This window comes from Leptobacterium flavescens (genome assembly GCF_010671605.1).
Classification (GTDB): Bacteria; Bacteroidota; Bacteroidia; order Flavobacteriales; family Flavobacteriaceae; genus Leptobacterium; species Leptobacterium flavescens.
In genome coordinates this window covers 285,221-310,170 of the sequence record NZ_JAABOO010000001.1, presented here as the reverse complement: position 1 = coordinate 310,170, position 24,950 = coordinate 285,221, and the positions used below count along the sequence as shown (strand labels likewise).

Annotated in this window: 17 protein-coding genes; 7 read left to right on the top strand and 10 right to left on the bottom strand. The window is 40.8% G+C overall.

Annotated elements, in window-relative coordinates; all coding sequences use genetic code 11:
* Window positions 1-20 precede the first annotated feature (20 nt).
* From GWK08_RS01380 to GWK08_RS01350, 7 genes are all read left to right on the top strand, one after another.
* A complete protein-coding gene (locus tag GWK08_RS01380; protein ID WP_163605118.1) occupies window positions 21-455 on the top strand; it encodes an SRPBCC family protein in 435 nt (144 codons plus the stop codon).
* Between the two features lie 155 nt (window positions 456-610).
* Window positions 611-1,432: a DUF5694 domain-containing protein gene (locus GWK08_RS01375; protein WP_163605117.1), complete on the top strand. Its 822-nt coding sequence runs from the start codon at window positions 611-613 to the stop codon at window positions 1,430-1,432.
* Window positions 1,433-1,599: 167 nt separating this feature from the next.
* Window positions 1,600-3,504 carry a tol-pal system YbgF family protein gene (locus GWK08_RS01370; protein WP_163605116.1) on the top strand — a complete coding sequence of 635 codons (1,905 nt, stop codon included), beginning with the start codon at window positions 1,600-1,602 and terminating at the stop codon, window positions 3,502-3,504.
* A 392-nt stretch (window positions 3,505-3,896) separates the two neighbouring features.
* Complete coding sequence (locus GWK08_RS01365) at window positions 3,897-6,965, top strand: T9SS type B sorting domain-containing protein (RefSeq protein ID WP_163605115.1); 3,069 nt, start codon at window positions 3,897-3,899, stop codon at window positions 6,963-6,965.
* A 24-nt stretch (window positions 6,966-6,989) separates the two neighbouring features.
* The gene (locus tag GWK08_RS01360) at window positions 6,990-7,865 is read left to right on the top strand and encodes a PorP/SprF family type IX secretion system membrane protein (RefSeq protein ID WP_163605114.1); all 876 of its coding nucleotides are present in this window, start codon (window positions 6,990-6,992) and stop codon (window positions 7,863-7,865) included.
* A 153-nt stretch (window positions 7,866-8,018) separates the two neighbouring features.
* Window positions 8,019-8,888: a helix-turn-helix domain-containing protein gene (locus tag GWK08_RS01355; protein ID WP_204335981.1), complete on the top strand. Its 870-nt coding sequence runs from the start codon at window positions 8,019-8,021 to the stop codon at window positions 8,886-8,888.
* Window positions 8,889-8,989: 101 nt separating this feature from the next.
* Window positions 8,990-9,133, top strand: a complete 144-nt coding sequence (locus GWK08_RS01350; protein WP_163605113.1) for a hypothetical protein — start codon at window positions 8,990-8,992, stop codon at window positions 9,131-9,133.
* Window positions 9,134-9,150: 17 nt separating this feature from the next.
* Here the strand turns inward: GWK08_RS01350 and GWK08_RS01345 are convergent, their stop codons facing one another.
* The 10 genes from GWK08_RS01345 to GWK08_RS01300 all read right to left on the bottom strand — a co-directional run bounded on the left by GWK08_RS01345 (window position 9,151) and on the right by GWK08_RS01300 (window position 24,947).
* Entirely contained in the window at window positions 9,151-10,470 is a 1,320-nt protein-coding gene (locus GWK08_RS01345; RefSeq protein WP_163605112.1) for an ATP-binding protein, read from the bottom strand.
* Window positions 10,471-10,482: 12 nt separating this feature from the next.
* Window positions 10,483-11,982 (bottom strand): eCIS core domain-containing protein, encoded by a 1,500-nt coding sequence (locus tag GWK08_RS01340; protein WP_163605111.1) that lies wholly within the window; start codon window positions 11,980-11,982, stop codon window positions 10,483-10,485.
* Window positions 11,983-11,993: 11 nt separating this feature from the next.
* The gene (locus tag GWK08_RS01335; protein ID WP_163605110.1) at window positions 11,994-12,764 is read right to left on the bottom strand and encodes a ParA family protein; all 771 of its coding nucleotides are present in this window, start codon (window positions 12,762-12,764) and stop codon (window positions 11,994-11,996) included.
* 7 nt (window positions 12,765-12,771) lie between these two features.
* On the bottom strand, window positions 12,772-14,181 hold the full coding sequence (locus GWK08_RS01330; protein ID WP_163605109.1) for a vanadium-dependent haloperoxidase: 1,410 nt from the start codon (window positions 14,179-14,181) through the stop codon (window positions 12,772-12,774).
* A gap of 66 nt (window positions 14,182-14,247) precedes the next feature.
* Window positions 14,248-14,745, bottom strand: coding sequence for a tetratricopeptide repeat protein (locus GWK08_RS01325; protein WP_163605108.1), 498 nt, complete (start codon window positions 14,743-14,745; stop codon window positions 14,248-14,250).
* A gap of 11 nt (window positions 14,746-14,756) precedes the next feature.
* Complete coding sequence (locus GWK08_RS01320) at window positions 14,757-18,125, bottom strand: eCIS core domain-containing protein (RefSeq protein ID WP_163605107.1); 3,369 nt, start codon at window positions 18,123-18,125, stop codon at window positions 14,757-14,759.
* Window positions 18,126-18,187: 62 nt separating this feature from the next.
* On the bottom strand, window positions 18,188-18,637 hold the full coding sequence (locus GWK08_RS01315; protein WP_163605106.1) for a hypothetical protein: 450 nt from the start codon (window positions 18,635-18,637) through the stop codon (window positions 18,188-18,190).
* A 4-nt stretch (window positions 18,638-18,641) separates the two neighbouring features.
* A complete protein-coding gene (locus GWK08_RS01310) occupies window positions 18,642-21,050 on the bottom strand; it encodes an eCIS core domain-containing protein (protein WP_163605105.1) in 2,409 nt (802 codons plus the stop codon).
* Window positions 21,051-21,064: 14 nt separating this feature from the next.
* Window positions 21,065-21,811, bottom strand: a complete 747-nt coding sequence (locus tag GWK08_RS01305) for a HEAT repeat domain-containing protein (RefSeq protein WP_163605104.1) — start codon at window positions 21,809-21,811, stop codon at window positions 21,065-21,067.
* A 7-nt stretch (window positions 21,812-21,818) separates the two neighbouring features.
* Window positions 21,819-24,947 (bottom strand): eCIS core domain-containing protein, encoded by a 3,129-nt coding sequence (locus GWK08_RS01300; RefSeq protein WP_163605103.1) that lies wholly within the window; start codon window positions 24,945-24,947, stop codon window positions 21,819-21,821.
* Window positions 24,948-24,950: the final 3 nt, after the last annotated feature.

The window sequence follows — 24,950 nt, the reverse complement described above, 5'->3', positions numbered from 1 at the left end:
AAACAACTCTGTTTAAACTTATGAAAAAGGTTGAGGTCAATATCAGCATAAAAACCAGTCCGGAACGGGTGATCAGCGCATTTACCGACCTGGATATGCTCAAGGATTGGTGGGTCGTAGAAAGAGCGCTCGTTCAAAAGAGAGAGGGAGGGATCTACACCCTTGCCTGGAATATTTCTGAGACCGGTTTTGGTTATGTTTCTTCCGGGCTTATCGAAAAATATGACCCTCAAAAAGAATTGGTAATCGGCAATTTGGTCTATATGAACCCGGAACGACCTTTTCTGGGGCCGATGACCCTCAGCCTAAGAGCCGTTGAAAAAAACGGAGAAAGTGATGTTTATCTCTGCCAATCAGGATATCAGGAAGGAGAACATTGGAATTGGTATTATCAGGCTGTTAAGGACGCCTGGCCGGTTGTGATGGAAAGCTTTAAAAAATATCTGGAACAATAAAGGAAGAGGTAATTACCTCTTGTAATAACCTATCATACTTCTTAAATAGCTCTAAAACATTGCTTTATAACATCTTTTAACCTGAAAATATCAAAAAGCATCCGTAGTGTAACAACTTGAGCTAAGTTGACATCTTTAATACAAAGAGGATAAAGATGTTTATAAAAAGATTTTTTGGGTTTTTATTACTGTTTGTAGTTTTTCTTTCCTGTTCGGATACCGGGAAGAATCAGGATGTGAAACAGGTGGATGGACCTTCAATAGCCATTTTAGGTACTTTTCATTTTGCCAGTACTTCCGATTATTCCTCTATGGACCTGGACAATTTTAATTCCGATAAGCGTCAGAAGGAGATCCGTCAGTTGGTTAACCTGCTTAAAGCCTATAAACCTACTAAGATCATGGTAGAATATCCGTATCGGAAAAGAGATAAACTAAATGCCGATTATCAGAATTATCTGGAGGGAAATTATGACCTGAGCATTAATGAGATTGATCAGCTGGGGTTCCGCCTTACAAAGGAACTGGGGCATTCAGAGATATATTGTGTGGATATGCGCATGTCGCTCCCTTTTGGCCCTTTGTCCGATTATGCCGAAAAATATGAGAAGGAGAACTTTGAAGCTTTTTTAAAAGGAATAAAAGACAGCGATAAAGAAGATTCGGAACGCCTTAAACGATCTACACTTACCAGCTATTTTGCCTATAAGAATACAGATAAAGAAGATATTTTAAATAAGAACCGTTACCTGGATGAAACAGCTCAGTTTGTTTCCGATTCCATCTATATAGGAGTGGAGTTTGTATCTAAATGGTGGGAACGGAATTTCCATATCATGGCTAATATTGATCTGCAAACCGAAAAGGACGATCGTATCCTGCTAATTATCGGGGGAGCGCACAGGGCAGTTCTAAAGGATTTTTACGAAGACAGGCTTGATGTGAATTACATTGAAATAGCCGATTATTTAAACTAAAAAGAAAAGAATATTTATAAAAGTAAGTGAGAAAGTTGCCGAAATAATAGTGAATAGTTTGTTTTAAATACTTGCCCGGGCCAGCTTCTTAATAATTTGTTAATTACTTTACAGTCTACTTATTTGCTATATTTTGGAAAAATATGAAATTGCCATCATAAACCCTTATGTTCATCTTTGTGAGGTTCTACGATTCAAAAAAGTGGCAAATCAATACCCTGCGGTTAAGTTATAGTCTGATATTTATACTATTTATTCAATACGGTTCGGTCTATGCACAGACTAAAATAGATTCTTTAATAGTAAGACTGGAGCAGACTTCTTCCAAGGCCGATCGTTTATCAGTTCTCGATACCCTGACCAAACAGATGATCAGGGCAAATGATTCAAAGCAACTGGAGTACCTGAATGAATATGTAGAACTGGCAAAAGAGCTGGATGAATACGATCTGGCTGCTTCTAAATCCCGATTTATCATTCAACAATATATCTACAGGGGCGATACGGATAGGGCCTTAAGTATTATTGAAGAGATGCTGGGATACCGGAAGAGGTATAAAAAGGAAAGTTCCAAGGCCCATTTATTGCTAAAAAGGGGAGGGGTTTATTTTAGCTTGGTTGATTATAGAAAAGCCGCAACAGATTATGCAGAGGCAGCTTCTCTGTTTATGAAGTCGAAAGATTCGATTTTTGCAGCGGATGCTCATTTTTTCTCCGGACAAACGCATTCAAATCTTGGAGAATTTGTCGATGCTATCACCAATTTCGAAAAAGCTTACCTTCTATACGGTCTGTTAAACGATACTGATTATATGCTTCATGTGGGGAATGAGTTACATCTGATATACAGAAGGAATGGCCTGGATAAGGAGGCAGATAAGAAACTGGAAGAAGTACTTAAAGAGAGCAAGGAGAAGAAATTTTTCAGTAGTATCGTCAACATTCATCTGAATATGGCTTCGGACGACCTCTATAACAACAGGCTGGAAGGCGTAAAGATAAGATTGGATTCTGCAAAAGTGGATATCCCCAAGATCAAGAACCCCCATATTAAAACCCGATACGAGTACCAGATAGAAGCATTTTATGTTTCCTACTATCTGAAAAAAGGCGATCTGGATGCGGCAGGACGTCATTTTGAAACAATGCTGGAGAATGAAAAAAAGATCGGAATAAAGAATATTGTTATTGAAGTTATCAATATAAAGGCGCTTTACTATAAGGAAACAGGGAATATTACAGAAGCTTTGAAAACTCTTGAAACCTTTAAGGAGCAAACCAAAGCCAGTAATAACCACCACAGGTTAATAGCCGAGAAGTTGTTTGCAGATCTGTATAGAGAAGAAGGAGAGTTTAAGAAGGCGGATGAACATTTACAGATCTATACCAGATTAAAGGATTCTCTAAACCGTGTTACCACTCAAAATGCATACGCTTTCCATCAGTCGCGTTTTGAAACAGCCCGGAAAGAGGAAACTATCCTGGAGCAAAACGGAGAGATCTCCCAATTAAAGAAGGATCAAAAGGTCGTTAAGGCACGTAGAAATGCATTGCTGGTAGTACTGTTTTTGGTCATTCTGGTCGGTTTTGGTCTATGGTGGCGGGTAAATAACAAAAGAAAAGAACTCAGGTCTCAATTAAATCAGAATATAAAGGACCTGAAAACCTTTGCTCAGCAGTTACTTCAAAAAAGTAAGGAACATGAGGCGCTGAACAATGAACTCCTGCATCTAAAGCAGGAAGCTGGAGAAAAGGAGTCGATCAATAAACTAATGGACCTCGCTTCCTCCAAGATCCTGACTACCGACGACTGGTATAAATTCAAACAGAAGTTCACCATGGTATATCCCTTATTCTTTAGTAGGATAAAATCTCAGGGTTATCAGCTGACAAAATCAGAAGAGCGCCTGGTGTCTTTGGAGAAAATCGGATTGAATTCCAATGAAATTGCCAATATGTTAGGTATCTCATTTGACAGTGTGGTTATGAGCCGTTACAGGCTTCGCAAAAAACTAAATGCCCCGAAGGATATTCCTATTGTAGACTTTCTCGAAGGAGTTTCCAAAGTCTGATTTTCGAATCTTCTGGTACTTTTTTTATTAAAATGATCAATACTAGTTATTGGATTAATTATCTGTTAATCAGTTAAATATGTTTTTTGTATATGTTTTTGTAGAGGTGATTTGCTCAATAAAAGCTGGAGAATTACGTACTCTTGCCGAAAACCTACAAACTACGTAACCTATGGAAAAAACCAGATCTAACATGTGTGTCCCGAAAGGATATTGCAACTCTGATAATGATTACTTCACAAAAGACTTTTATCAGATTTTATCTCAACACAATAAATAATCAACGGTATATCAATCAAACCGGGATCAGCTTTTGGATATTTCACCTCCTCAGGTACTGATTCACCTTTTGATATTCTCATTTTGAAATAGTATGAACTTAACTAACATTTATGATGAAAAAGCAAATCTTATTTTTATGTGTACTTTTCCTGTTCGGTTTTGAGCTGAAGGCACAATGTGGCCCGGGACAGGATACCGAAGCTCCGGTATTTGACGGTGCCGGAAACGGAACCCTTGCAAACCCTTTTACTACGCTTTTACCTGAAGTAGTGGGGAGTGTACCCAGTGGTACTTATTATTTTAATTTTAACGGAAACACCTTCCAGGGGGTATTAGACAATGATACCGATGGCGGAGGCTGGCTGATGATATTAAACTATGTCCATCAGGCGGGTGATAATTCGGCCCTGACCGTTAGAAATACCGACCTGCCTTTATTGGGGTCTTCAACCCTGGGACATAATGAAGCCGGATCGGCTACCTGGGGGCATTTCGGAAATCAACTGGCAGCGGCTATCGATTTTGCAGAAATGCGATTTTATGGTGCAACTACCGGCCATAGCAGGGTTATTGATTTTAAAACCAGTTTTACAAATGTTCTGGAATATGTAAAAACAGGAAACGGTTCTTTTACCGGTATAAGCATCAATGGAAACTTTACTGCTCTTGCCGGTCACAATGCAAATATTCCGGCGGTTGCTTTTAATACGTTTACCAACCAGGGAGATCTTGCGCTGACAGAGTTTCCATTCTGGAGAGGAGGCCGCTATCATTGGGGTATCCGTGGTTTGGGAAACCGTTGGGAAGTAGATGATTTTTCCATAAATGCAGAAAGTACTATTCACAGAGTATGGGTACGAGGGGATCTCTCTCCTCTTGGAGCTGTAACACCTACAGTACAGCTGGATGCCAACGGAATTGGAACAATTAGCCCGTCCGATTTCGGGATTACTGCTTCAGATAATTGTGGGAATGTAACATTAAGCCTTAGCCAGACCAGTTTCGACTGTACAAACCTGGGTGAGAATACCGTACAACTGATTGCCACGGATGATGCCGGAAACAGCAGGGAAGTCAGTGTAAGAGTTATTGTAGAAGACCAAATGGTCCCGGTTGCCCAATGTGTTGCTCCTTTTACGGTTACGCTGGATGCCGAAGGAAAAGCAAGTATTACCGTAGATGATATTGATAACGGATCTACCGATAACTGCGATTTTAATGCTTCAATAAATAGAACGCAGTTTGATTGCAATGATCTGGGAGATAATATAGTTACCCTGACTGTTGCGGATATGGCCGGTAATGTTTCTACCTGTTCAACAACGGTAACGGTAAATTTTAACTGCCCTTCGGATATCGTAATAGATAACGACCCGGGACAATGTGGTGCCGTAGTTAATTATATCGGATGCAGTACTCTTATCGAAGGTTTGCCCAGCGGAAGTTTATTCCCCATAGGTACTACCAATAATGTTTTTGAAATTACCGATTCCGGCGGAAATACTGTGAGATGTAGCTTCTCGGTAACCGTTAATGATACGGAAGCTCCTTCTTTTTCTACCCGTGATCTAAACCTGACCCTGGATGCCAGCGGAACTGCCAGTATTACAACTCAGGATCTGCTGGGGCCAAACCCACTGGCTTCGGATTATGAACTCGATACATCCGGTACTTTTAACCGTGTGGATATCAGTGCAAACGGTACCGTTGTTCCTCTGGAGGATGATGAGGTATCTGCCGCTTTACCTATAGGTTTCGACTTTGCCTTTTACGGGAACAGATATACGGAGTTCTATATCTCATCTAACGGATTCATTACTTTTTCCGATGAAGGAGAAGACGGATGTTGTAGTGGGGATGAATTACCCGATACAAATGAGCCGAATAATATGATCGCATTCGACTGGACGGATATAAACCCTGAGGATGGAGGTACGATTCGTTATACGACCATTGGTACCGCACCGAACAGGATCCTTATTGTTGATTTTGATGAGGTTGCATACTATGACACCTCTCCTGATCCCACAAATACACAGGTAAAACTCTTTGAAGGAAGCAACCGTATTGAGATCCACAGTACTACTTTGGACTCCGGAAATGATAAAACCCAGGGAATTGAAAATATTGACGGAACAGCAGCAGTTTTTGTTCCAGGACGAAATGCTGCCGTATGGACCACTACCAACGATTATGTGGCTTTTGCGCCTAAGAACGGGATATCGGAAAATTGTGCGATCGATACGATAGAAGCCGATATCACAACTTTTGATTGCAGTAATTTAGGGGATAATATCGTAACACTTACGGTTACTGATGTTAACGGGAATTCATCTGCTATGACAGCAGTAGTAACGGTAGATCCCGATCCTTCACAACCTTTGGTAGCCATAGCGCAGGACATTACCGTACAGCTGGATGCTGACGGACAGATAACTATAGATCCGGCGGCTATAGATAACGGTACAAACAGCGGATGTAATGCATTCACGCTGAGCCTGGACAGAACAAACTTTAATTGTAATGATATAGGTGATGTAACTGTTACCCTGACGGCAACGGAAGGAAATGTTACCGCAACGGATACGGCAGTGATAACTATAGAAGATACCACAGCTCCAACCGTAATTACCCGGGATATAACCGTAGAACTGGATGCCAATGGAAATGCATCCATAACCCCTCAGGATGTCGATAACGGAACGAACGATGCATGTAGCGGTACGCTAAGCCTGTCTTTAGATCAGACTTCATTTAGTTGTCCCGAACTGGGAGAAGTAACAGTTACCCTAACGGCTACCGATTCATCTGGTAATTCATCTACCGGAACAGCGATCGTAACTTTTTCAGCGCCCGATAGAGACAGAGATAATATTGCTGATACGTGTGATGATGAAGTAAATCCTTCCGTAACTCCGAATAAAGGGTTTTCTCCGAATGATGACGGGAATAATGATAGCTGGACCATAGAGAACATAACCGATTTCCCTCAGTCTATTGTTCAGGTTTTCGACAGGAACGGACGGGAAGTATTTAAAGCACGTAACTATCAGAATGACTGGAGAGGTAATGAAGGAGGCAGAGGAAGCCGCCTTCCGGTAGGAGCCTACTATTACAGCATTAATGTTTTTGGTGATGGTTCGATAGTTCTAAACGGATGGATCTATATCAATTATTAATCAATCAAAGAAAAAAATATTAAGATGAAACTATATAAATCAGTTGTTCTCGGATTCCTGCTTATCGGATGTGCATTCAATACTTTTGCACAACAGGAACCGACCTATACACTATACAGATATAATACGGCTTTCTTTAATCCTGCAGCTTTTGGCCTGGATGAAAATGTAAGCTTGCGTTCAGATTTCAGGAGTCAGTTTGTCAATATTGAAAATGCTCCGGAAACCCAGAGTTTTTATTTGAGTATTCCTGTTAATGAGAAAATAGGAGTGGGAGTAACCACTATTGTAGATAATGTTTTTATTGAGCAGGCTACATCGCTCTTTGCCAGTTTCTCCTATAAACTGCAAATAGGTTTTGCCACCGATCTTTATTTCGGGATACAGGCAGGAGGGACTTTTGTAAATATCGATTTTAATAGCCTGGACCTTCCTACGGATCCTTTATTTGCACAGAATGCAAATACCTTTAATCCGAATGTAGGAGCGGGGCTTTACCTGAAAAATGAGAACTATTTTGCTTCCCTGTCATCTCCGAGGATCTTATCGACAGATCGTATAGATGATGAAAGTGGGGTTGTAACCACTGCCAATAATGAATTGCAGCTCTATTTAAGCGGAGGTTACCATTTTAAATTGAGCGATGCGGTGGTTTTTACACCTTCCTCTTTGCTTAGGTTTTCATCGGATGAAACTGTTTTAGATGTCACTGCCACCTTTAAGTTCCTGGATCGTTTTGAAGTAGGGGCTAATTACAGACTTGACAGGGCATTGGGAGGCTTGGCCTATGTTAGTATCCAGAACTGGCTGGAAATAGGATATGCCTACGAATCGAATACTTCAGATATCAATACGTTTGAAGATGGAACTCACGAGATTGCACTCGCTTTTAAATTTTAATATCCGATCAACCAACTAGTTAAGCCGTCTTCCCGATCTTAATGGGAAGGCGGTTTTTAATATTCGTAAAAAACCAAAAGTTTTCCGAAATATGTAAGATTTATTAATTTAACACTTTATTTATCTCTGTTACAGAGTTTTAAAAGTTGTTCTATGATCATAGATATCTACGAATATTTTAAGAAGCATCCCCGCTTTAATAAGTTAGTGGGAAGCGATTATTTGTTCGTAGAATACAAATGCCCGCTTAATGTGGAAGAATTTCGCCTGTGGACGGAATCTCATATGATCATCTATGTCATAAACGGAAGAAAAGACTGGGTTACCCCTTCAAAAACCTATAGTCTTGCGGCCGGAGATGCTCTGCTCGTAAAGAAGGGAGTTTATGTGACCAAGCAATATATGGAGGATGAGTATTGCGTGATGATGTTTTTTATCAACGACCAGTTTATTCAGGATTTTATGATAGAAAACAGGCGCTTCCTTAAAGATCTGGCAGGCCCGGATAAAGATATTTCCGTTTTTGATATCGATACGGACGATTTTTTCCTTTCCCTCGTACACAGTATTTTTCACTACCTGAAAGACGGAGAAAACATCCCGGAATCCCTGGTAAACATCAAGTTCAGGGAGTTACTGTTCAATATCGTTTTAAACCCGAGGAACAGGGAGTTGCTTCATTTTTTTAATGAGATCTATACGGGAACAAAGGCAAATATTGAAAGCATTATGCTGAAAAATTTTCAGTACGATCTGAAAATAGAGGATTTTGCGAAATTATGCGGAAGAAGCCTTTCAGCATTCAAAAGAGATTTTAAGAACTGTTTTAATAATACTCCCTCCAGATGGCTGAACGATAAGCGACTCGAATATGCCAAAACCCTGCTGATCGGTTCCGATCTGAGTATAAGTGAAGTGTGCTATGAAAGCGGGTTTAAGAATACTTCTCATTTTACCAGGGCCTTTAAACAGAAATACCAATCGACTCCCAGACAGTTTAAAAATACTCATATAAATGCCTGAAAACAGGCATTGGACTTCTAAGCACATTCTATGGACTTTTAAGTAAACCCTAAGCCGAATTTGGATAGGATCTTTGCATTATAACCTTAAAAATTACAAAGATGTTATCTAAAATCACCATTGGAAAGAGATTGGAAAATCTGCTTTTCACATCAAAAGACTTCGAATTAAGTAATGAAGACCTAAGACTCGACCTGACCGAACTGAATAATTTTTTGTTTGAGAATAGCTATGGCAGAATTTAGCTCCCTGATCTCAAAGATCACCTCATAATCCTACCACCTTTTTGATATTCTCTTTGAATACCATTTACTACAAAAGAAGAGGTTATGGTTTTCTTACCTGCATCCAAAGCACAGAGACAGGCGTACTGAACAATGTTCATGATCTCTGCTCCCGACAGTTCGTATTTTTGCGCCAGTTGAAGGAGGTCCACATCTTTATGAAGTTTAACCTTAGATGGAAATGCCTTTTTCCACAATATATGGCGCTCCGATACCTTGGGAAGCGGGAAATGAATGATGGATTGAAAACGCCGTACAAAAGCTTCGTCTATATTACTTTTAAGATTGGAGGCCAGGATTACAAGCCCGTTGTAACTTTCTATACGCTGTAATAAATAAGAAACTTCCTGATTGGCGTATTTGTCATGGGCATCCCTGACGTTGGTACGCTTTCCGAAGAGGGCATCCGCTTCGTCAAAAAACAGAATGTCTTCGGTTTTTTCTGCACGGGCCAGGAGGTTAGCCAGGTTCTTTTCCGTTTCTCCTATAAATTTAGATACGACCATGGAAAGGTCTATTTTATAAACATCTTTCCCTGTATATTTTCCGAGAAGGGTAGCAGTTAATGTTTTACCCGTACCCGGAGGACCGTGAAAAAGCACTCTGTACCCGGGCTTTAATTTTTTATACATTCCCCAGTCCTGTAAGAGTGTATTTCCGTGAGCGATCCATGCCTGTAGTTCTTGGATCTGCGAATGGGTTTCCTGATTGAGAACAAGATCGCTCCATTCCATTTCGGTTTCAATGATCTTTGCCGGAAATTTTAGACTGAACTCCGGTTTGTTCATTTTCCCTAACAGCAATAACTCCACATGTTCGGGAGAAAGAATGATCTTTCCGCTCATACGAGGCTCCCCGTCCGGAGAATCTTCCAGGCGAAGGATCCCTTTCCTGATGTAGAAATGATCCGGATTAAAGATCTCCATGATCCTTTTTCGTTTTTCAAGCAGATTCCCTCCCAAAATAAAAAGCGCTGTTTCTCCCGTGGGGATAAAACCTCTGAAATTTTTCCCCCTTACTCCACCGATCTGCGGAAAATCGCCGGAAGCGTTTATCTTTTCCTGAATTACCTGATCCATAAAAATAGTATTGATATGAGGGATCAGGCCCAGGAGCAAAACCACCAGTTCTTCCCGTGTATTGTAGTATTTTGATAGTCTTTCATCTTCCTCAAAGCTCAGATCGGTCTGTAAAGTTTCTTCAAAGGAACTCTCATCCAGATCCGAATTGAAATAGATGTCGAAACGCTTATTGATAAGCATTTTAAGATAAGAAAGGTATTCAGGTATCTCTTTCATTTTATTCCCGTTTTATTTGGTTTGAAATACATGTCCTTTACCTTTTAAAGCCTTACCTTTTTCAGGCTTAAGCACTTTAAAATTGAGATGATAAACATCATTTTCCGGAACATCAATGACTTTATTGACAAGGGTGTCTTCATCATTTATATGAACAATCCCAAAGGCGATCGGTTCTTTGAAGGATTGCCCTTTTGCCCTGAATACTTCGATCTTTAACCTGAAATCTGTGGCAGATTCTATCCATTTAAAAATACCCTTTACCCTGAGGATCCCGGTTGTTGAACAAACCGGATTATTCATAGGAGTAGAATCTTTGAGTCTTTTTAATTCAAAAGGCTGAGGTGGTTTATTGTTTTCGTTACAAACATCTCCCAGAGGCGTCATTAAAGCATCCGCCGTAAGAGGGTCTACCACTTCATCTGAAAAGGCAGCATCCGATTTTTTCTCTTCTGCCTCCGGGCCAAAACTGACCAGATCGAAGGGAGAATCTTCATTTTGTTTTTGAGGGGGAATAAAATGCATGGCCCGAAAATATCTCAGTGCGGTCATCGTCTTCGGACCGAACATCCCATCTATTGCAAGGCCCGATAGTGTCTTTTCATTGAGCTTTTGCTGCAGCAGTTGCACCCTGGGCCTTAAATGAAATGTGCCGAAAATAAGGCCGTCGCCTTTTTTGAGTCCGGTAAGCGGGTTTGTATGTACAGATGATGCTGATTGAAAGGATTCTCCGCTTTCTTTTTTCTGAATACCATCGTTTTGCTGTACTACATGGGTCAGCTCATGTGCCAGTAATCGCTTTCCGCTTTCCGAATCGGGGTTGAATTTCCCGGAATTAAAATAAATATCCTTATCGTGTGTAAAAGCCTGAGCTCCCAATTCTTTATTCATTTTTACGGCATCATCATCGGTGTGTATATTTACTTCACTAAAATTACGCCCAAACGAAGATTCCATTTCTGCTTTGGTTTTGGAAGAGAGTTTCCTTCCTTTTCCGGATTTGCTTTTTATTTTTTGTGAGAGGGCTTTCCCTGCAGTTTGATTACCCGGATTTCCCTTGGCCTGTACCTTTTTATCCTCTTCTTTCTCTTCATCCATTTTATTCACCATTTCTTCTTCCGGATCCTCCGTCTTCTGTATCTCTTTCTTTTCCTGAACCAGTTTGTCTTCCTCCATTCGCTGTTCCGCAGTGCCTAATTTTTCGTCCTCCTGAGGTGTAGCCAGGGATTCTCTTTGAATACTGCTGATCTCTTTATTCTGAATATCCGGCTTGGTAGATTTATTGACTACTGCTTCCGCCATATTATCTGCTTCCTTTTCATACTTATCTCCCGGTTTCCCAATACTTAGCCCACCGGATGATGAGTCCTGTTTCTTCTGTACGGCACTGTCATTTCCTTTATTAAAGAAAGGACTTTTGTCTTCTTTTGAAAAAAAAGGCGCTTCACTCTTTTCTGCTTCTTCATTGTTATGCGGACTCTTATTCCGTCTGCCTGAGAATATATTTTTCATCTTAATAGAATTTAATGATTGAATTTTGATAAAAACTCTTCCGTAAGGCTGGCATAATCAATAGCTCCATTGGTGTTTTTATCATAACTAAAAATATCTATACCCTTTTCCTGGGCATTAGCCAGGGCTATGTTGGTACGAATAACCGTTTTAAAAACCTTATCAGAATTGAATTCTGTTTCCAGTTCCTCTCTGACCTGCCGGTTCATTTTTTTCCGATGGTCATACCTGGTAAGAAGAAAACCGAGTAATTCGATCCGTTTATTGAGTTTTCGTATCAGTTCGAGATGTTTTAAAAAACTGCGTACTCCCTTCAGAGGAAGAAATTCAGCCTGCAGCGGGATCATCACAAAATCACTGCTAACGAGAGCGTTAATGGTTAACATTCCCATAGACGGAGGGCAATCTATAAATACAAAATCGTATGTTTTCAGGGAGCTTATCAACTGATCCAGGATCTGTTCCCGCCCGTATACACTGGCCAGTTCCAGTTCGGCTCCGGCAAGCTCCAGAGACGACGGGATAAGGTCCAGGCCGGATGCACTGACCAGGACATCCTCCAGTTTAGTTTCCTCTCCGAAGGCTTCCTTGTGCAATACGTGGTATACAGATGCTTCGATCTGATCATGTATTCCGAGAGATTGCGTCAGATTGGCCTGCGGATCAACATCTATCAAAAGTGTCTTTTTCCCTTTGGCTTTTAATCCTGCAGCAAGATTGATGGCTGTAGTGGTCTTACCTACACCTCCCTTAAAATTAGCTATGGAAATTACCTGTGCCATTTTAAATTTATCCCAGTTCTCCGTTAAAATACTGAAGTGTTCTTTCCCATACCTGGCAACCTACCCGGTTTCCCAGTTTCCTACCTTCCTGATCGCCATCTGTAAAATGGATCCCTCCGTAAAGCCTGGATATACCGGCTTCGTTTGCTGCATCTTTTAACATTTTCCATTCAAGGACAATATCTTCCTTCGGACTGCATTCGGGTTCTATCTTCGACCCTCCTTTGGGAATAGTTGCACATTCGCCATATTTATCGCTTTCGCAAAAACAGGAGAGTACTTCCTGTGCAGCTGCGCTGAAAGTGCTATGCCCTGAAACGTATTCGGCAAAGGGTGGAGTAGGAATATACGGAAGCCAGTTCTCTCCTTCAATCTCCTTTGTTCCTTCACATTGTCCTCCCCAGGCTTCTATACTTTTACCTCTGTATAAATAGCGGATCGCAGAAATTGGACGTACATAATCGTAAAAAGCTTTACAGTCCCAGGCTGCAATCCCTGCATCCAGCAGCGCATTGCTCAGAAGAAAGAACATTTTAATGTCGAAGGCATTTTTATGTCCATATTTCTTCGACAGATATCTTGCCTGCCTGCAACATTGCTCGGGTGGAGTTGCTGAACGCCCGCTGTTATCCTTGACCGTATCTGCAAATTTATCCTCGTGCATTCCGGCCCAGAACTCCGCTATCATCTTTTGCTCGTCGGTCAGATCCCTGCTGTACTTCAGGACAAGATCGGCTTGTTCTTTAAAAGCCTTACTGTCGCATGGAGCAGGGTAGGGAGGTCTGAATTGCCCGCCCCAGGTCAGGGCAAAAGGTTTTACCAGTCCCCAGTGCGCAGTCATAAATTCTTGCGGTTTATGGTTCCTCAATTGTGGTTGCCAGTGATCTATGTATTTCAGAGGCTGAGGTACGGGCGGATTGAGTGGACGGTACATACTAAAATCCGAATATTTCCCTTCATGTAATGTAGCATGCGGATTGGAACCATCTCCCATTCTGCATTCCAGAATGAGTTTGGCCGAAAGATTCCCTATCCCGACGGCATTATCGGGTTCCATATTTTTATCATCCGGATCAAATCCGCACTCACACATAAAATCGCGGAACATATTTTTATGTTCCGGCGGAAGAAGGCACCAGAAAAGAGCCTGGGCAGTTGTATAAGCCGCATGGCTATAGGTTTTCTCCCGGTTTTCGGAGGTACATTCGTTGTCCGGTTGTTTAAAACGACTTCCTGTGGTGGTGCTTACTTCGCAACCTCCGTCGTTATAATTGGTCCATGCGTCATACATTGCAGTATGTACCATTGCCAGTGCTCTGGCGGCAATGGTCGGGGGAAAGTTTACATAATGTATGGCATCACAGATCAATCGGTTCCATTTGTGGGCCTTACTGAGTGTATATTCTTTTGTTGCCATAGTTTGTGATTTTAGTATTATTTTAAATTCAATTCGATATTTTATGCATAATATTAATAGTTCTACCTAGCTTAATAAACTCTTTTTCATTACCACTCTTTCCAGAGCTTCTGAATAAAACCTGACATCTGAATTAGATAAAGAATATTGAATGGCTTTCCTTAAAGATTCCTCGGCTTTTACATAATCCTGTTTAACTTCATTCATGGTTGCCCGCTCATAATGTAAGGCGGCAACATCAACATTTTCAATATCCAATGCAGTGTTTATAAGATTTTCAAGTTCCTCATGTCGATCCATTGCATTTAACAGTGCAGCATAATTAGGGTATACCGGAGGGTAAGCCGGATCGAGTTTTATTGTTTTTTTAAAAAAGCCCTCGGCTTTTGTGAGATCACTTAGATGAACAAAATACAACCACCCCATATGGTTATAAGCTGGTGCAAAATCAGGGCTCTCTTTTAACAATTCTTCTAAAATTTGTATCCCTTCTTTGTAATGACCATTTTGCAATTTAGAATCTGCTTTTAGGAACATGACCTCTGCTTTAGAAAAAGTTTCCATAATTATTAGTTTTAATGTCTTCTTACTCGTACTCTGGTTCCAGAACTAGATAGCCCACCTACCTGAGATCCCATACCTCTCCCTCTAACGGATCCATCGGCTCTGGTTCTTCTGGGGCCAAGATCCGCATGCTGCCTGACGACTACCCCGATATGTGAATCTGGAATTTCTCTGAATTTTCTTCGTATAAAAGCCTTTGCATCTGCTTCGGAGAGATGCTCAATACCCATGGAACGTACTAACTGTCTATATGTTCTTCGCCCAACGGCATCGGTACTTCCTTCTTCCAAACTGGATAATATCCCTTCTATTTTTGCCATAATCCAACCTCTTCCCACTTGAGTACCCGCATTAGTTCGACCCAAACTTGGATCAAGACCGCCTTTTACTTCAACAATATAGATGGAAATGTTACCATTTGGATGATGATATATTCCTATAGCATCAAACCCCCAACCTGATCTACCATGATATTTTCCTTGAATAACATGAGTAATCCCTTCCGGAGGCCAGCCGAATCTTTCATGAAATGAACCCCGCCTCATTGCCTGCCTTACTGCTTCTTCATAAGCATCTGATTCAGGAGTTCGTTGAATGAAGGCTTCTTCACCAAAAGTGAATTCAGACATATCATTCAATGGGATATCTGCGCGCCCGGAAATATATATGACATCGGGATGTTCTTCAGAAAATAATGGATCTTCTTCATTATTTGAATTGGGTGCAGTTAGAGAGTTTACTGCTTCTTCCAGTATAAAATCCAGAGTAGTGTCAGCTATAATATCTCCGGCCAAATCTCTTATTATTACTCTTGCTCGTTGAGAGGTCAAACCTGAAATTTCAAAGGCAATATTATCTGAGGCGCCTGCTACTCTGCTGACCAGCGTTGCCGTTCTACCTGCACGTGTAAGCGTAGCTAGACCAATTCTTCCAATTGAAACCGCGGATGATCCGAAGTCAAAGGCACTTATAACCATCGAAACCACCCCCATAACCATAAGTCTACTGGCCGCTTCCTCCTGTTCGGTAGTAAATGTACCGGAATACTGTCCTAAAGAATAATTATACCCTTCCATCATTGTATTATACCCTTCATACACTCCGTAGGCTGCAAGCCCCATTCCCATTGCAACTCCAAGAGGAGCGGTAGGAGGGAAAATTGAAAGCAATAAGGAAGCTATACTGGCTATTAAGAGACCAATTGACAGATTCTCCTGGAATCTGGTCTCATGTATCCTATCGGCAGTGATCATTAATTTAACTTCAGGTATTGCCAAAGGAAACAGGCGATTAAGGATTTCTCCGAGCTTTGTATATTCGATATCCCCATCCTGAATTTTTTCTATTAACAATCGATACTTTGCTTGCCTTTCCTCGATTTTTTGAATTACAGATGAAACTAGCTCCGGAGCGGTCTGTGCAGAAAGAATTTGTTCACTCGTTAGAACTCCGTAGCCGTCCGGCCCTAAAGGTTGTATATATGTCCTTATTCGATTAATAGCATCAACTACAGAATGTGTGCCAGGGTACCGATTTTGATCTATTCCACTGGTATCAAAAGTATTGCTAACGCCTTGAGCGGATACATTCCTATTGCTTCGATTTTGAATTGCCGGTGCTGATGAAGGGTTTTGTTCAGCAAAACGAGCAAGGTCGGGAGCAATATTTTCGGGAGCCTGCCAATTAAGCCCTCTGTTTCGACCTAGATCTTGATCTCTGTACGTTCGCTGTAATGCTAAATTAGTCTCGTGACAATATTGGCATCCTCCTCCAATTTCTTGTCGTATAACTCGTTCGTTCACCCCTCTTAGGTGAGGAGATTCGGTAATCGCCCAGATTTCAAATAAATCTCTGTTTGAAAACGGAGCAGTTGGATTGATAGGATTACGTTCTACTTCCCCATACAGATCCCGGGTAGTAACAGCATAGGCTTGCCCATATATCTGAGCTGGCATTTGACTTGTTATATATGTTTTCCATTCGTCAAGGGATGTAATATTCCTGTTGAGCTGAACAACAGCGGCATTTTTTACTACGGTTGCAAATCTATCTCGTAAGCTAATAAGTGATTCAAATTCGGAACGAAGTAGTGGAAGTATTTGATTCCCAAGATTAACTTCGTCATCGGATAAACGTCGCCCTGATTGAGCATCGTATCTGGATCCCAGAACACGTGCAAAGGAATCAATATAAAGAGCTGTATAGGCTTCTCCATGGGTGTGATACAAATGAAGAAGTTGTGCCTTACATCTATTGGTATCAGAGGTTAATGGGACATTCCTGAACATTAACGAATCAACCCCGGATGGAGGAACAATCCGCTCGGAGCTAATCAGGTCTTCAATATCAGTATTTGGAATTTCCTGTTCCTGAATTTCTTCTTCACTTTCTTCCTGTGCCGTTGTAAGGCCTCCACTTCTGAAACTTGGCTTCCACCTGTCCAGTAACCGGGGATAATCGACCAGGATGATAGAATAATTCTCGTTTGAATGCCGTACCGGTGCTTGTGGATCACCATAAAGCTCTTCGGCTATGGCTGAATCTGAATAGGGCCCGTGCAGCTCGACTCTATATGGAATTCCGGAAAGGGTATTCATTTGAATTGTGTCTCCAATGATGACCCTTTGAATACTTTTGTTGAGGCCAGAGTTTTGTTGTATCGTATGTGTTAATTCATGTGCAAGGAGATGTTTCCCGCTGGAACTATTTGTATCGTATTTTCCCTGATTAAAGTAAATATCGTTTCCATATGTAAATGCCTGCGCATTTAACTCCCTGCTCATCTGCACAGCATCACTTCCTGTATGAATTCTAACACCGGAAAAGTCAGTACCAAAAGCATTTCCCATTGAGCTTTGTAGTTCTCTGGACATTGGGCTGCCTTTTCCTTTACTGGCCTGTAACCTGCTTTCTAAAGAAGAAGTATCTGCATTCGGAATGCCATCAGATTTTGCCTGTATATCTTCATCATCACCGGGAGGTTCAGGTAGAGAATCCGAACTTAATTTTCGATCTATATCCTGATCATTCTCCAGAAGTTCTTCTTCCTTCCGTTGTAATTTCTCCTCCTCTTCACATGCATTGCATTTAGCCTGAACTACATTAACTGCGCTTGGAATTGGTGTGTTGGATATTTCGTTCTCCGTAGACAATCGCTGAACGACCTTATCAGCCATAGCATCAGCTTCTAACTCATACTTATCATCAGGTTGGCCGATGCTTAATTTGGTTTGTATAATGTTATTATCAAAAAAAGATGAAGCTGACTCTTTATTCGCTGAAAAAAAATTCCCTTCTCCCTCTTTGCCAAAAAAGGATTGCTGCTTCATCCGTATAGAATGATTAGCAGTTGAGGTGGTTTTTAATTCGGCTGTTTTCATCTGTTGTACACTTTTAATTCCGGTTTTTATCTAAGCAGATCGATCGGTTTCTTTTCAAGAGATCATAAATTATATTTTTGTAAAAAATTTTCTATTTGATCAAATGCTACTTCACGGGAATCCGTCAAAATATTTTTATCGAGTATTTTATCAAAAATTCCCAGAGAATCTGTTTGAACCAGGACCTTTATGGGTAAATTTCTACTAATAAGCCTTTCGGGAAAAATTTCTAGATCATCTCCATAAGAGTAATCTAATTGGGTTAAATCCACTATTAAACCCAGAATCGGTTCTGGAAAAGTAAGGTCACAGAATTCATTTATTTTCCAGTGTATATATTTAGCATCGTTAATTCCCGCAGAACCGATTCGATACTGACCTTTAAACTCAATATATCCTGCGAAATAAGAAGTTTTACGAGGCTTCCATACATAACACTCAACTGTAATTGAACTAATGTTGAGTGAAACTTTTTCTAGTTTTGGTATTGGATTTAAATGTTTTCCTTTCATTGTTTTAAAAAATTATACGTGAACTTGTGGGTAATGAATCAGCAAAAGCTTCTTCTAATATAATTACACTGGAATTTCTCCCTAGTTGCGAAGCGGTTTGCTCCGAAAATCTCTCCAGTTCTTCTGCTATATCCGGTAATAGAGCTCTTAATCGTCTTCTTGATATTCGTCCTCCCGGGAACGGATCTCCTCCTGGACCATGCAAAAATCTAATTCTTCTTTCTAATGTTGGACTTGTGATAAATATGTCTACATCACTTGGACCTAAACCTCCTCCGGGCAACCACCTGAAAGGAGTCCCCCTTGAATGAGAAACTCCTGTTATTGAACTTCCTCTAATTCCTATCTGCATATCAGTGATTCCCATTCTCAATAGACGATTTCGTAGATTACCTACTCGTTCCATTACTTCTCCTGCATTTCTAAAACCTCTTAATGTTACTCCTCTTAAAACGAATGATCTGTGAAGCCTCCGTCTTAAACATCTAATGCTTCCAACTCTACATAATACATTGAATAACCTAAAAATCTCGTCCAGATCACCTAGAACTAGCCTTAATTTCACGGCAACTCGCCTAAACCCGGAGGTCAGGAATCGCATAATTCCTGAAATGATCCCCATAGCGTGTCTGAAAATGACTCTTAAAACTCTAAATAAGGGAAATATGAACTGACCTATTTTTTTGAGAAGTTTTCCAGCAATTCGAAGTATGCTTTTAACGGTTGTAATTGCAGCCCCTCCTCCTAATGAAAATACCAGAGTTATTACTTCAAAAATTAATTGCCCTATAACTCGCCCAACTATTTCTCCTAAAGAGAAAGCAGGCAATCTATAAGATCTTATATAAAAATCGGCTACTCTTTCACCTATTTGAGAAGATATGCGTACGCTAGCTAATGACAATGCAAGCATAATACCCGACATTCTTCTTGGATCATTAATAATTTCATTGAATTCCTGCCCGGCGTTTTCGGCAGCCTCCTGTAACTCAGTTTCCAATTCGGAAATTGAGCGAAGTAAAGTTTGCATCTCTTCAGGAATTAAGCCAAGAAATCTACCAATTGCCTGAAAGAAGTTTTTAATTTTAGGAATTAAACAAATTAAATCAATAATCATTTGAATGATCCCTACCAATCCGTCTATAAAGAAACCAACAATTAAACCTTTTAAAACTCCTAAGTAATAGTTAGGATTAACTATTAATGTAATTGCTCTTTCAAATACTCTTACTTTTAGTTCTGCCGGCATTTCTCTCATTCTATTAGCGAATGATATAATACCTGGCCTAACAATATTTTCAATGAGTTGTAGATTTTCCGGAAGTCTGTTTCGTGAGATTACATCATTGATGAAATTATCAATAGATCTATCAATTATTGACACCTTAACTGATAATGGAAGGCTTTGCCATAAATCCGTATAATTTGGGAATATCTCCCTAAGAATGGCAAAATTATCAATGAAATCCCCACCGAAATTTAATATTCGCTCATAAAGATTTTCATCGCTATTTCTTGTTCGCCCAATATCTGGTTCTGTTGGGTAATCAGGAATTAGATCAGGACAAGGAGTATCGCCGATTTCCGTACCATCTGGGATTATAACTTCGTCGTATTCCGGATTTAGTGGACTGGTTTCCATAGTTTGGTTAGTAAGCTCTTGCTTATTGACCATATTATGGTTCTGTTGTATCGTATGCGTTAATTCATGTGCAAGCAGATGTTTCCCCCTGATACTCTTTGTATCGTATTTTCCCTGATTAAAGTAAATATCGTTCCCATAAGTAAAAGCTTGTGCATTTAATTCTCTGCTCATCTGTACAGCATTGCTGCCCGTGTGTATACGAACATTGGAAAAATCAGTTCCGAAGGCAGAACCCATAGAGTCCTGAGTATCTTGAGACATCGGACTTCCTTTTCCTTTACTTGCCTGTAATCTGCTTTCTAAAGAAGAAGTATTTGCATTCCCAACACCATTAGATTTTGCCTGTATATTTTCATCATCATCCGGGGGCTCGGGAGATGAATCCGAACTTAATTTTCGTTCTATATCGAGGTCATTTTCCATAAGCTCCTCTTCCTTCCGCTGTAGTTTTTCCTCCTCTTCGCATGTACTGCATTTTGCCTGTATCGCATTAACCGTATTTAGAATTGGTGTATTGGATACTTCGTTCTCCGTAGATAATCGCTGTACAACCTTATCAGCCATTGCATCCGCTTCTACTTCATACTTATCATCAGGTTGACCGATATTTAGTTTGGTTTGTACATGATTATTATTGAAAAAAGATGAGGCAGGTTCCTTATTTTCCGAAAAAAAACTCCCTTCTCCCCCTTTACCAAAAAAGGGTTGTTGCTTCATCTGTACATGATGATTAGCGGTTGAAGCGATCTTTAATTCGGCTGTTTTCATCGATTTTGCAATCTTTAAAAATAAACTACTCTGTTCCCGTTAAAATATTTCTCTCCATCGATAAAGCTGTCCTGATTTTTACTTAACCAGGTGCTCCATTGATTCAGGATATCCTTGATTGAACCTTCAAACTTTTGTCCCGTCAGATCTTCCAGTTGATATAAGTATGCATCACTTAAATCAGGTTCTTCCAGGATCTTATCAAAAATGACCTTTGGGTTTATCAGTTCTCCGAAGAAGTATGATTTCCCGACCTGATACCGGTCTTCATTATTGGACCACCAAACACTGATATCTATGGCATCCTGAGTATATATTTCCTTTCTCTTTGCTTCATCTTCCTCAAACTGTTCTTCTCCGCGATCTATCAGATGGGCAATGCGATCTCCGAAGAGGCGGTATAGGGCTGTTCTGGCATCATCACGAATATTGAAATTATCATCTGTTAACTGCTGGATGATATGCGGAACTCCTTCAGGGAACCCCATGATCTGAAGAGAATAAATAGCGTTGTTCTTATTGTCATACATACGCTCTTCGATGATCATTTTTCCTATTCTTTCCAGGGCGGGAAGCCAACCTATTCTCCCCAGATAATACATGGCATCTCCTCTCACTTCCCAATCTTTGTTTTCCAGCGCACTGATCAGGACGTTCATTTTATCGAATATTCCTTCTTTGGCCAGCTCAAAAACTGCAGAGAGTTTTTCTCTTGGCTCGCCATTTTTAATTGTATTTAATAAGCTTTCTATCCTTTCCATATTGCTATTATTTAGGGGCCTTGGCTGCTGCTTTACTTCCCGGGATGCTGGTTACATCTTTCATCAGGTCAGCCCATTCGGCATCTGTAAATCGCGCTTTAAACCTGTTTTGGACTTTGGTCCACCAGGATGTAAATAGTCTGTGAACTGTAGCCGGGAGCGGAATGAGGTTCCCGATTCCGTTACCTCCTCCGTAACTTACCGGCTTATTGTGATGTACCTGCCATGCTTCTCCGTTTTCAACAGGCCATTTCAGATCGGTTGTTTTATTATTATTTATAGCAGCATCTACCTTGGCTTTACCTCCGTTGGCCTTGTTGAGAGCTTTTCGGAATGCTGTACTCCAGGAGCCTGGATTTTCCAGAACAATTTTTTGCAACGTTTTTGTATTTCGACTTACCCCGGATAAAGCCGATTTCCTGATTTTATAGGGACCGCCCGGGAACGGAACACTATGACCAGGAGGAGTAGGATATGCAGGTACTTCGGCTACAATTTTATCCGGTAATTTGGTACAGTTTATACTTCCTATCCTGCAAACTCCGGCAATATCCTCGGGTAACTCGATCTTTTTCTTTTCATCCGGAACGGATTTTTTCTTATCAGAATCCGGCCCATCTCCCTTTTTGCCACCATCAACATCGGGTTTGCTTTTTGCAGGAGGTTTGGTTTTAGGCCTGAATACTTTCCCTTTTACAAATCCGAAGATGCCTTTAATTACATTCGCAATCGCAGAAACTACCAGAATAAGGATAGCAAGAGCTATTTCCATTGCAAAGGCGATCAGACTATCCGACAGACTGTTAAAGGCGTCTTTTTTCTCTTCATCATCGGTTGCTCCGGTTTTTAACAGGAGTAACTTATGACCGATATTGGCGGTTTCACCTGTTATCATCGCTCCGAGAAGGGCATAACCCGCCGCCACTGCTATACCTTTAACAACAGGATGTGGAATAAAGGAGGCGATAAGGAGCGGTAACATTAAAGAACGCCCTATAATGCTCCAGAAAGTATTGTAAATTAATATTGGGATATCCAGAATGTGGAGAAGGCTTGTCCAGAATTCCTCCAGGGAGCCGGCTCCAAGCGGTTTAGTAACAATTTTTTTGATGTCCTTAAACAACTTGATCACATCTTTTACATTACCGATAATAGGTAATACCATGTCCAGAAGGAGATTCAGGACAATCGAAAGCGGGTCTTTTTTAACCTCTTCCCATTTCTTCTTCATAATATCCCATACCCCGCTACCGATCTCCGACCAGGTGGCTGAATCTTTTTTGCTTCCCGGAAGGGGCTTTTTCTGAATTACTCCTTCAGCTGTACCTGCAGGTGCTGCTTTTTGCCCTGTGGCAGGGGTAGCGTTTTCGCTTCCGTTTCCAAAATATTTATCTATCTGACCCTTAAAATGAGCATCTACTCCCTTTAAAAAGCCTGCAATCTTACCGGCAAGCGGCCTCAGATACTTCATAGGGCTTTTGAGGAAATCCCGGATAAATAACAGGGCCTTCCCAAAATGGATAATCCCGGAAATAACCGTATCTATAGCGAAGGAAAGAATACGTTTAATAAAGGTTTTGATCTTCTTAAATGCATTATCCACAAAGGTTTTAACCTTATTAAAGATAATGTTCCAGGCACTTTTTATACCGTTCCACAGAGAACGGACAGAATCGATCAGTCCGGTGATCACACTTTTAAGCGGCCCCGGAAGTAGCTTAAAGAGCCTGCTATTGGTAAGCGAAGAGATCTTATCGAAAAGGCTATCGGCATATCCGCTTATGGTACCCCAAACCTTTTGTATGCTCTTCATAAGGCCGGTTCCCATTTTATGGAAATTATCCCATATACTGAGAACAAAAGTGGTAAATGATCCCCAGGAAGTCCTGATAGTTTCCGGATCCATGTTTATAATGGCACTGCTGATAAAACCCAGGGGGCTTTTTACAAAATGAATGATCATATCAAAGAGGATCTTGGCAGCGTTAAAACCACCCGTAGCCATATTCTTTAAAGCGTTCCACTTCTTCTTGATCCAATCTTTTCCCTTGTTGATGAGTTTTTTGATCTTATTAAAGATGGCCTTGGCCTGATCACCAACCCATCCTGCAGCATCCTTGGCGGCACCCACCGTGATATTGGCTGCATTTTTAATGCCTCTCAGGCTTGGGTCGAACTGATAATCGGTAAAAGGAATATCAAAATTATACCAGGCCGCCTGTACATTGGGCGGAGCGTCTGTAGAATAGTTTTCCTTGTCGGTATCGGTTTGTTTTTTGGTCTGAACACTTTTGCCTTGTTGGATAGTGTGCGTTAATTCATGAGCCAGTAAGTGTTTACCCGAACTGGAATTGGTATCGTATTTTCCCTGGTTAAAATAGATGTCATTACCATGGGTAAAGGCCTGTGCCCCCAATTCCCTGTTCATTTTTACGGCTTCGGTTCCGGTATGTATCCGCACATTACTGAAATCTGCACTGAAAGCAGAACCCATAGAGTCCTGGGTGTCTTTAGACATCGGGCTTCCTTTTCCTTTGCTGGAATTCAAACGGTTTTCCAGGTTGGAGGGTTGCTCTGCTCCGGATCCTTCCTCTTTGGTTTGGATATCGAGTTCATTTTCGGCTAACTCCTCCTTCTTTTCCTGTATTCTTTCTTTCTCTTCACATGCAGCACATTTGGTCTGCAAGGGAGGAACGTTTAAGGATTTGGTCTGTAGTTCGGTTTCCGGTTGTTCCGCATTGCTTTCGAAAATTGGTTTCCGGTTAATATCCGGTAATTGCCCTTCGAGATCATCTTCCTTTTTTTCCTGAAGCTTTTCTTCTTTTTCACAGGAACTGCATTTTTGCTGAACGGAGAGATTTGTTGCGGATCCTGACGGGATATTACGATCATTATCATTTGATAAATGCTGAACAACCTTATCGGCCATCATATCTGCTTCTATCTCATACTTGTCATTGGGCCTGCCTACCGTAAGTTTGGGTTGTATTCCGGCTGCGGCAAAAAAGTTTTGTGTTGCTCCGTTGGTTTTGGAAAAGAAATCTCCATCCCCTCCTTCCTTGTTAAAAAAGGGTTGCTGCTCCTTTAATGTTTGTTTCTGAGCATGTGTACTTTTTTCTGCCTCTGCGGTTTTCAACTA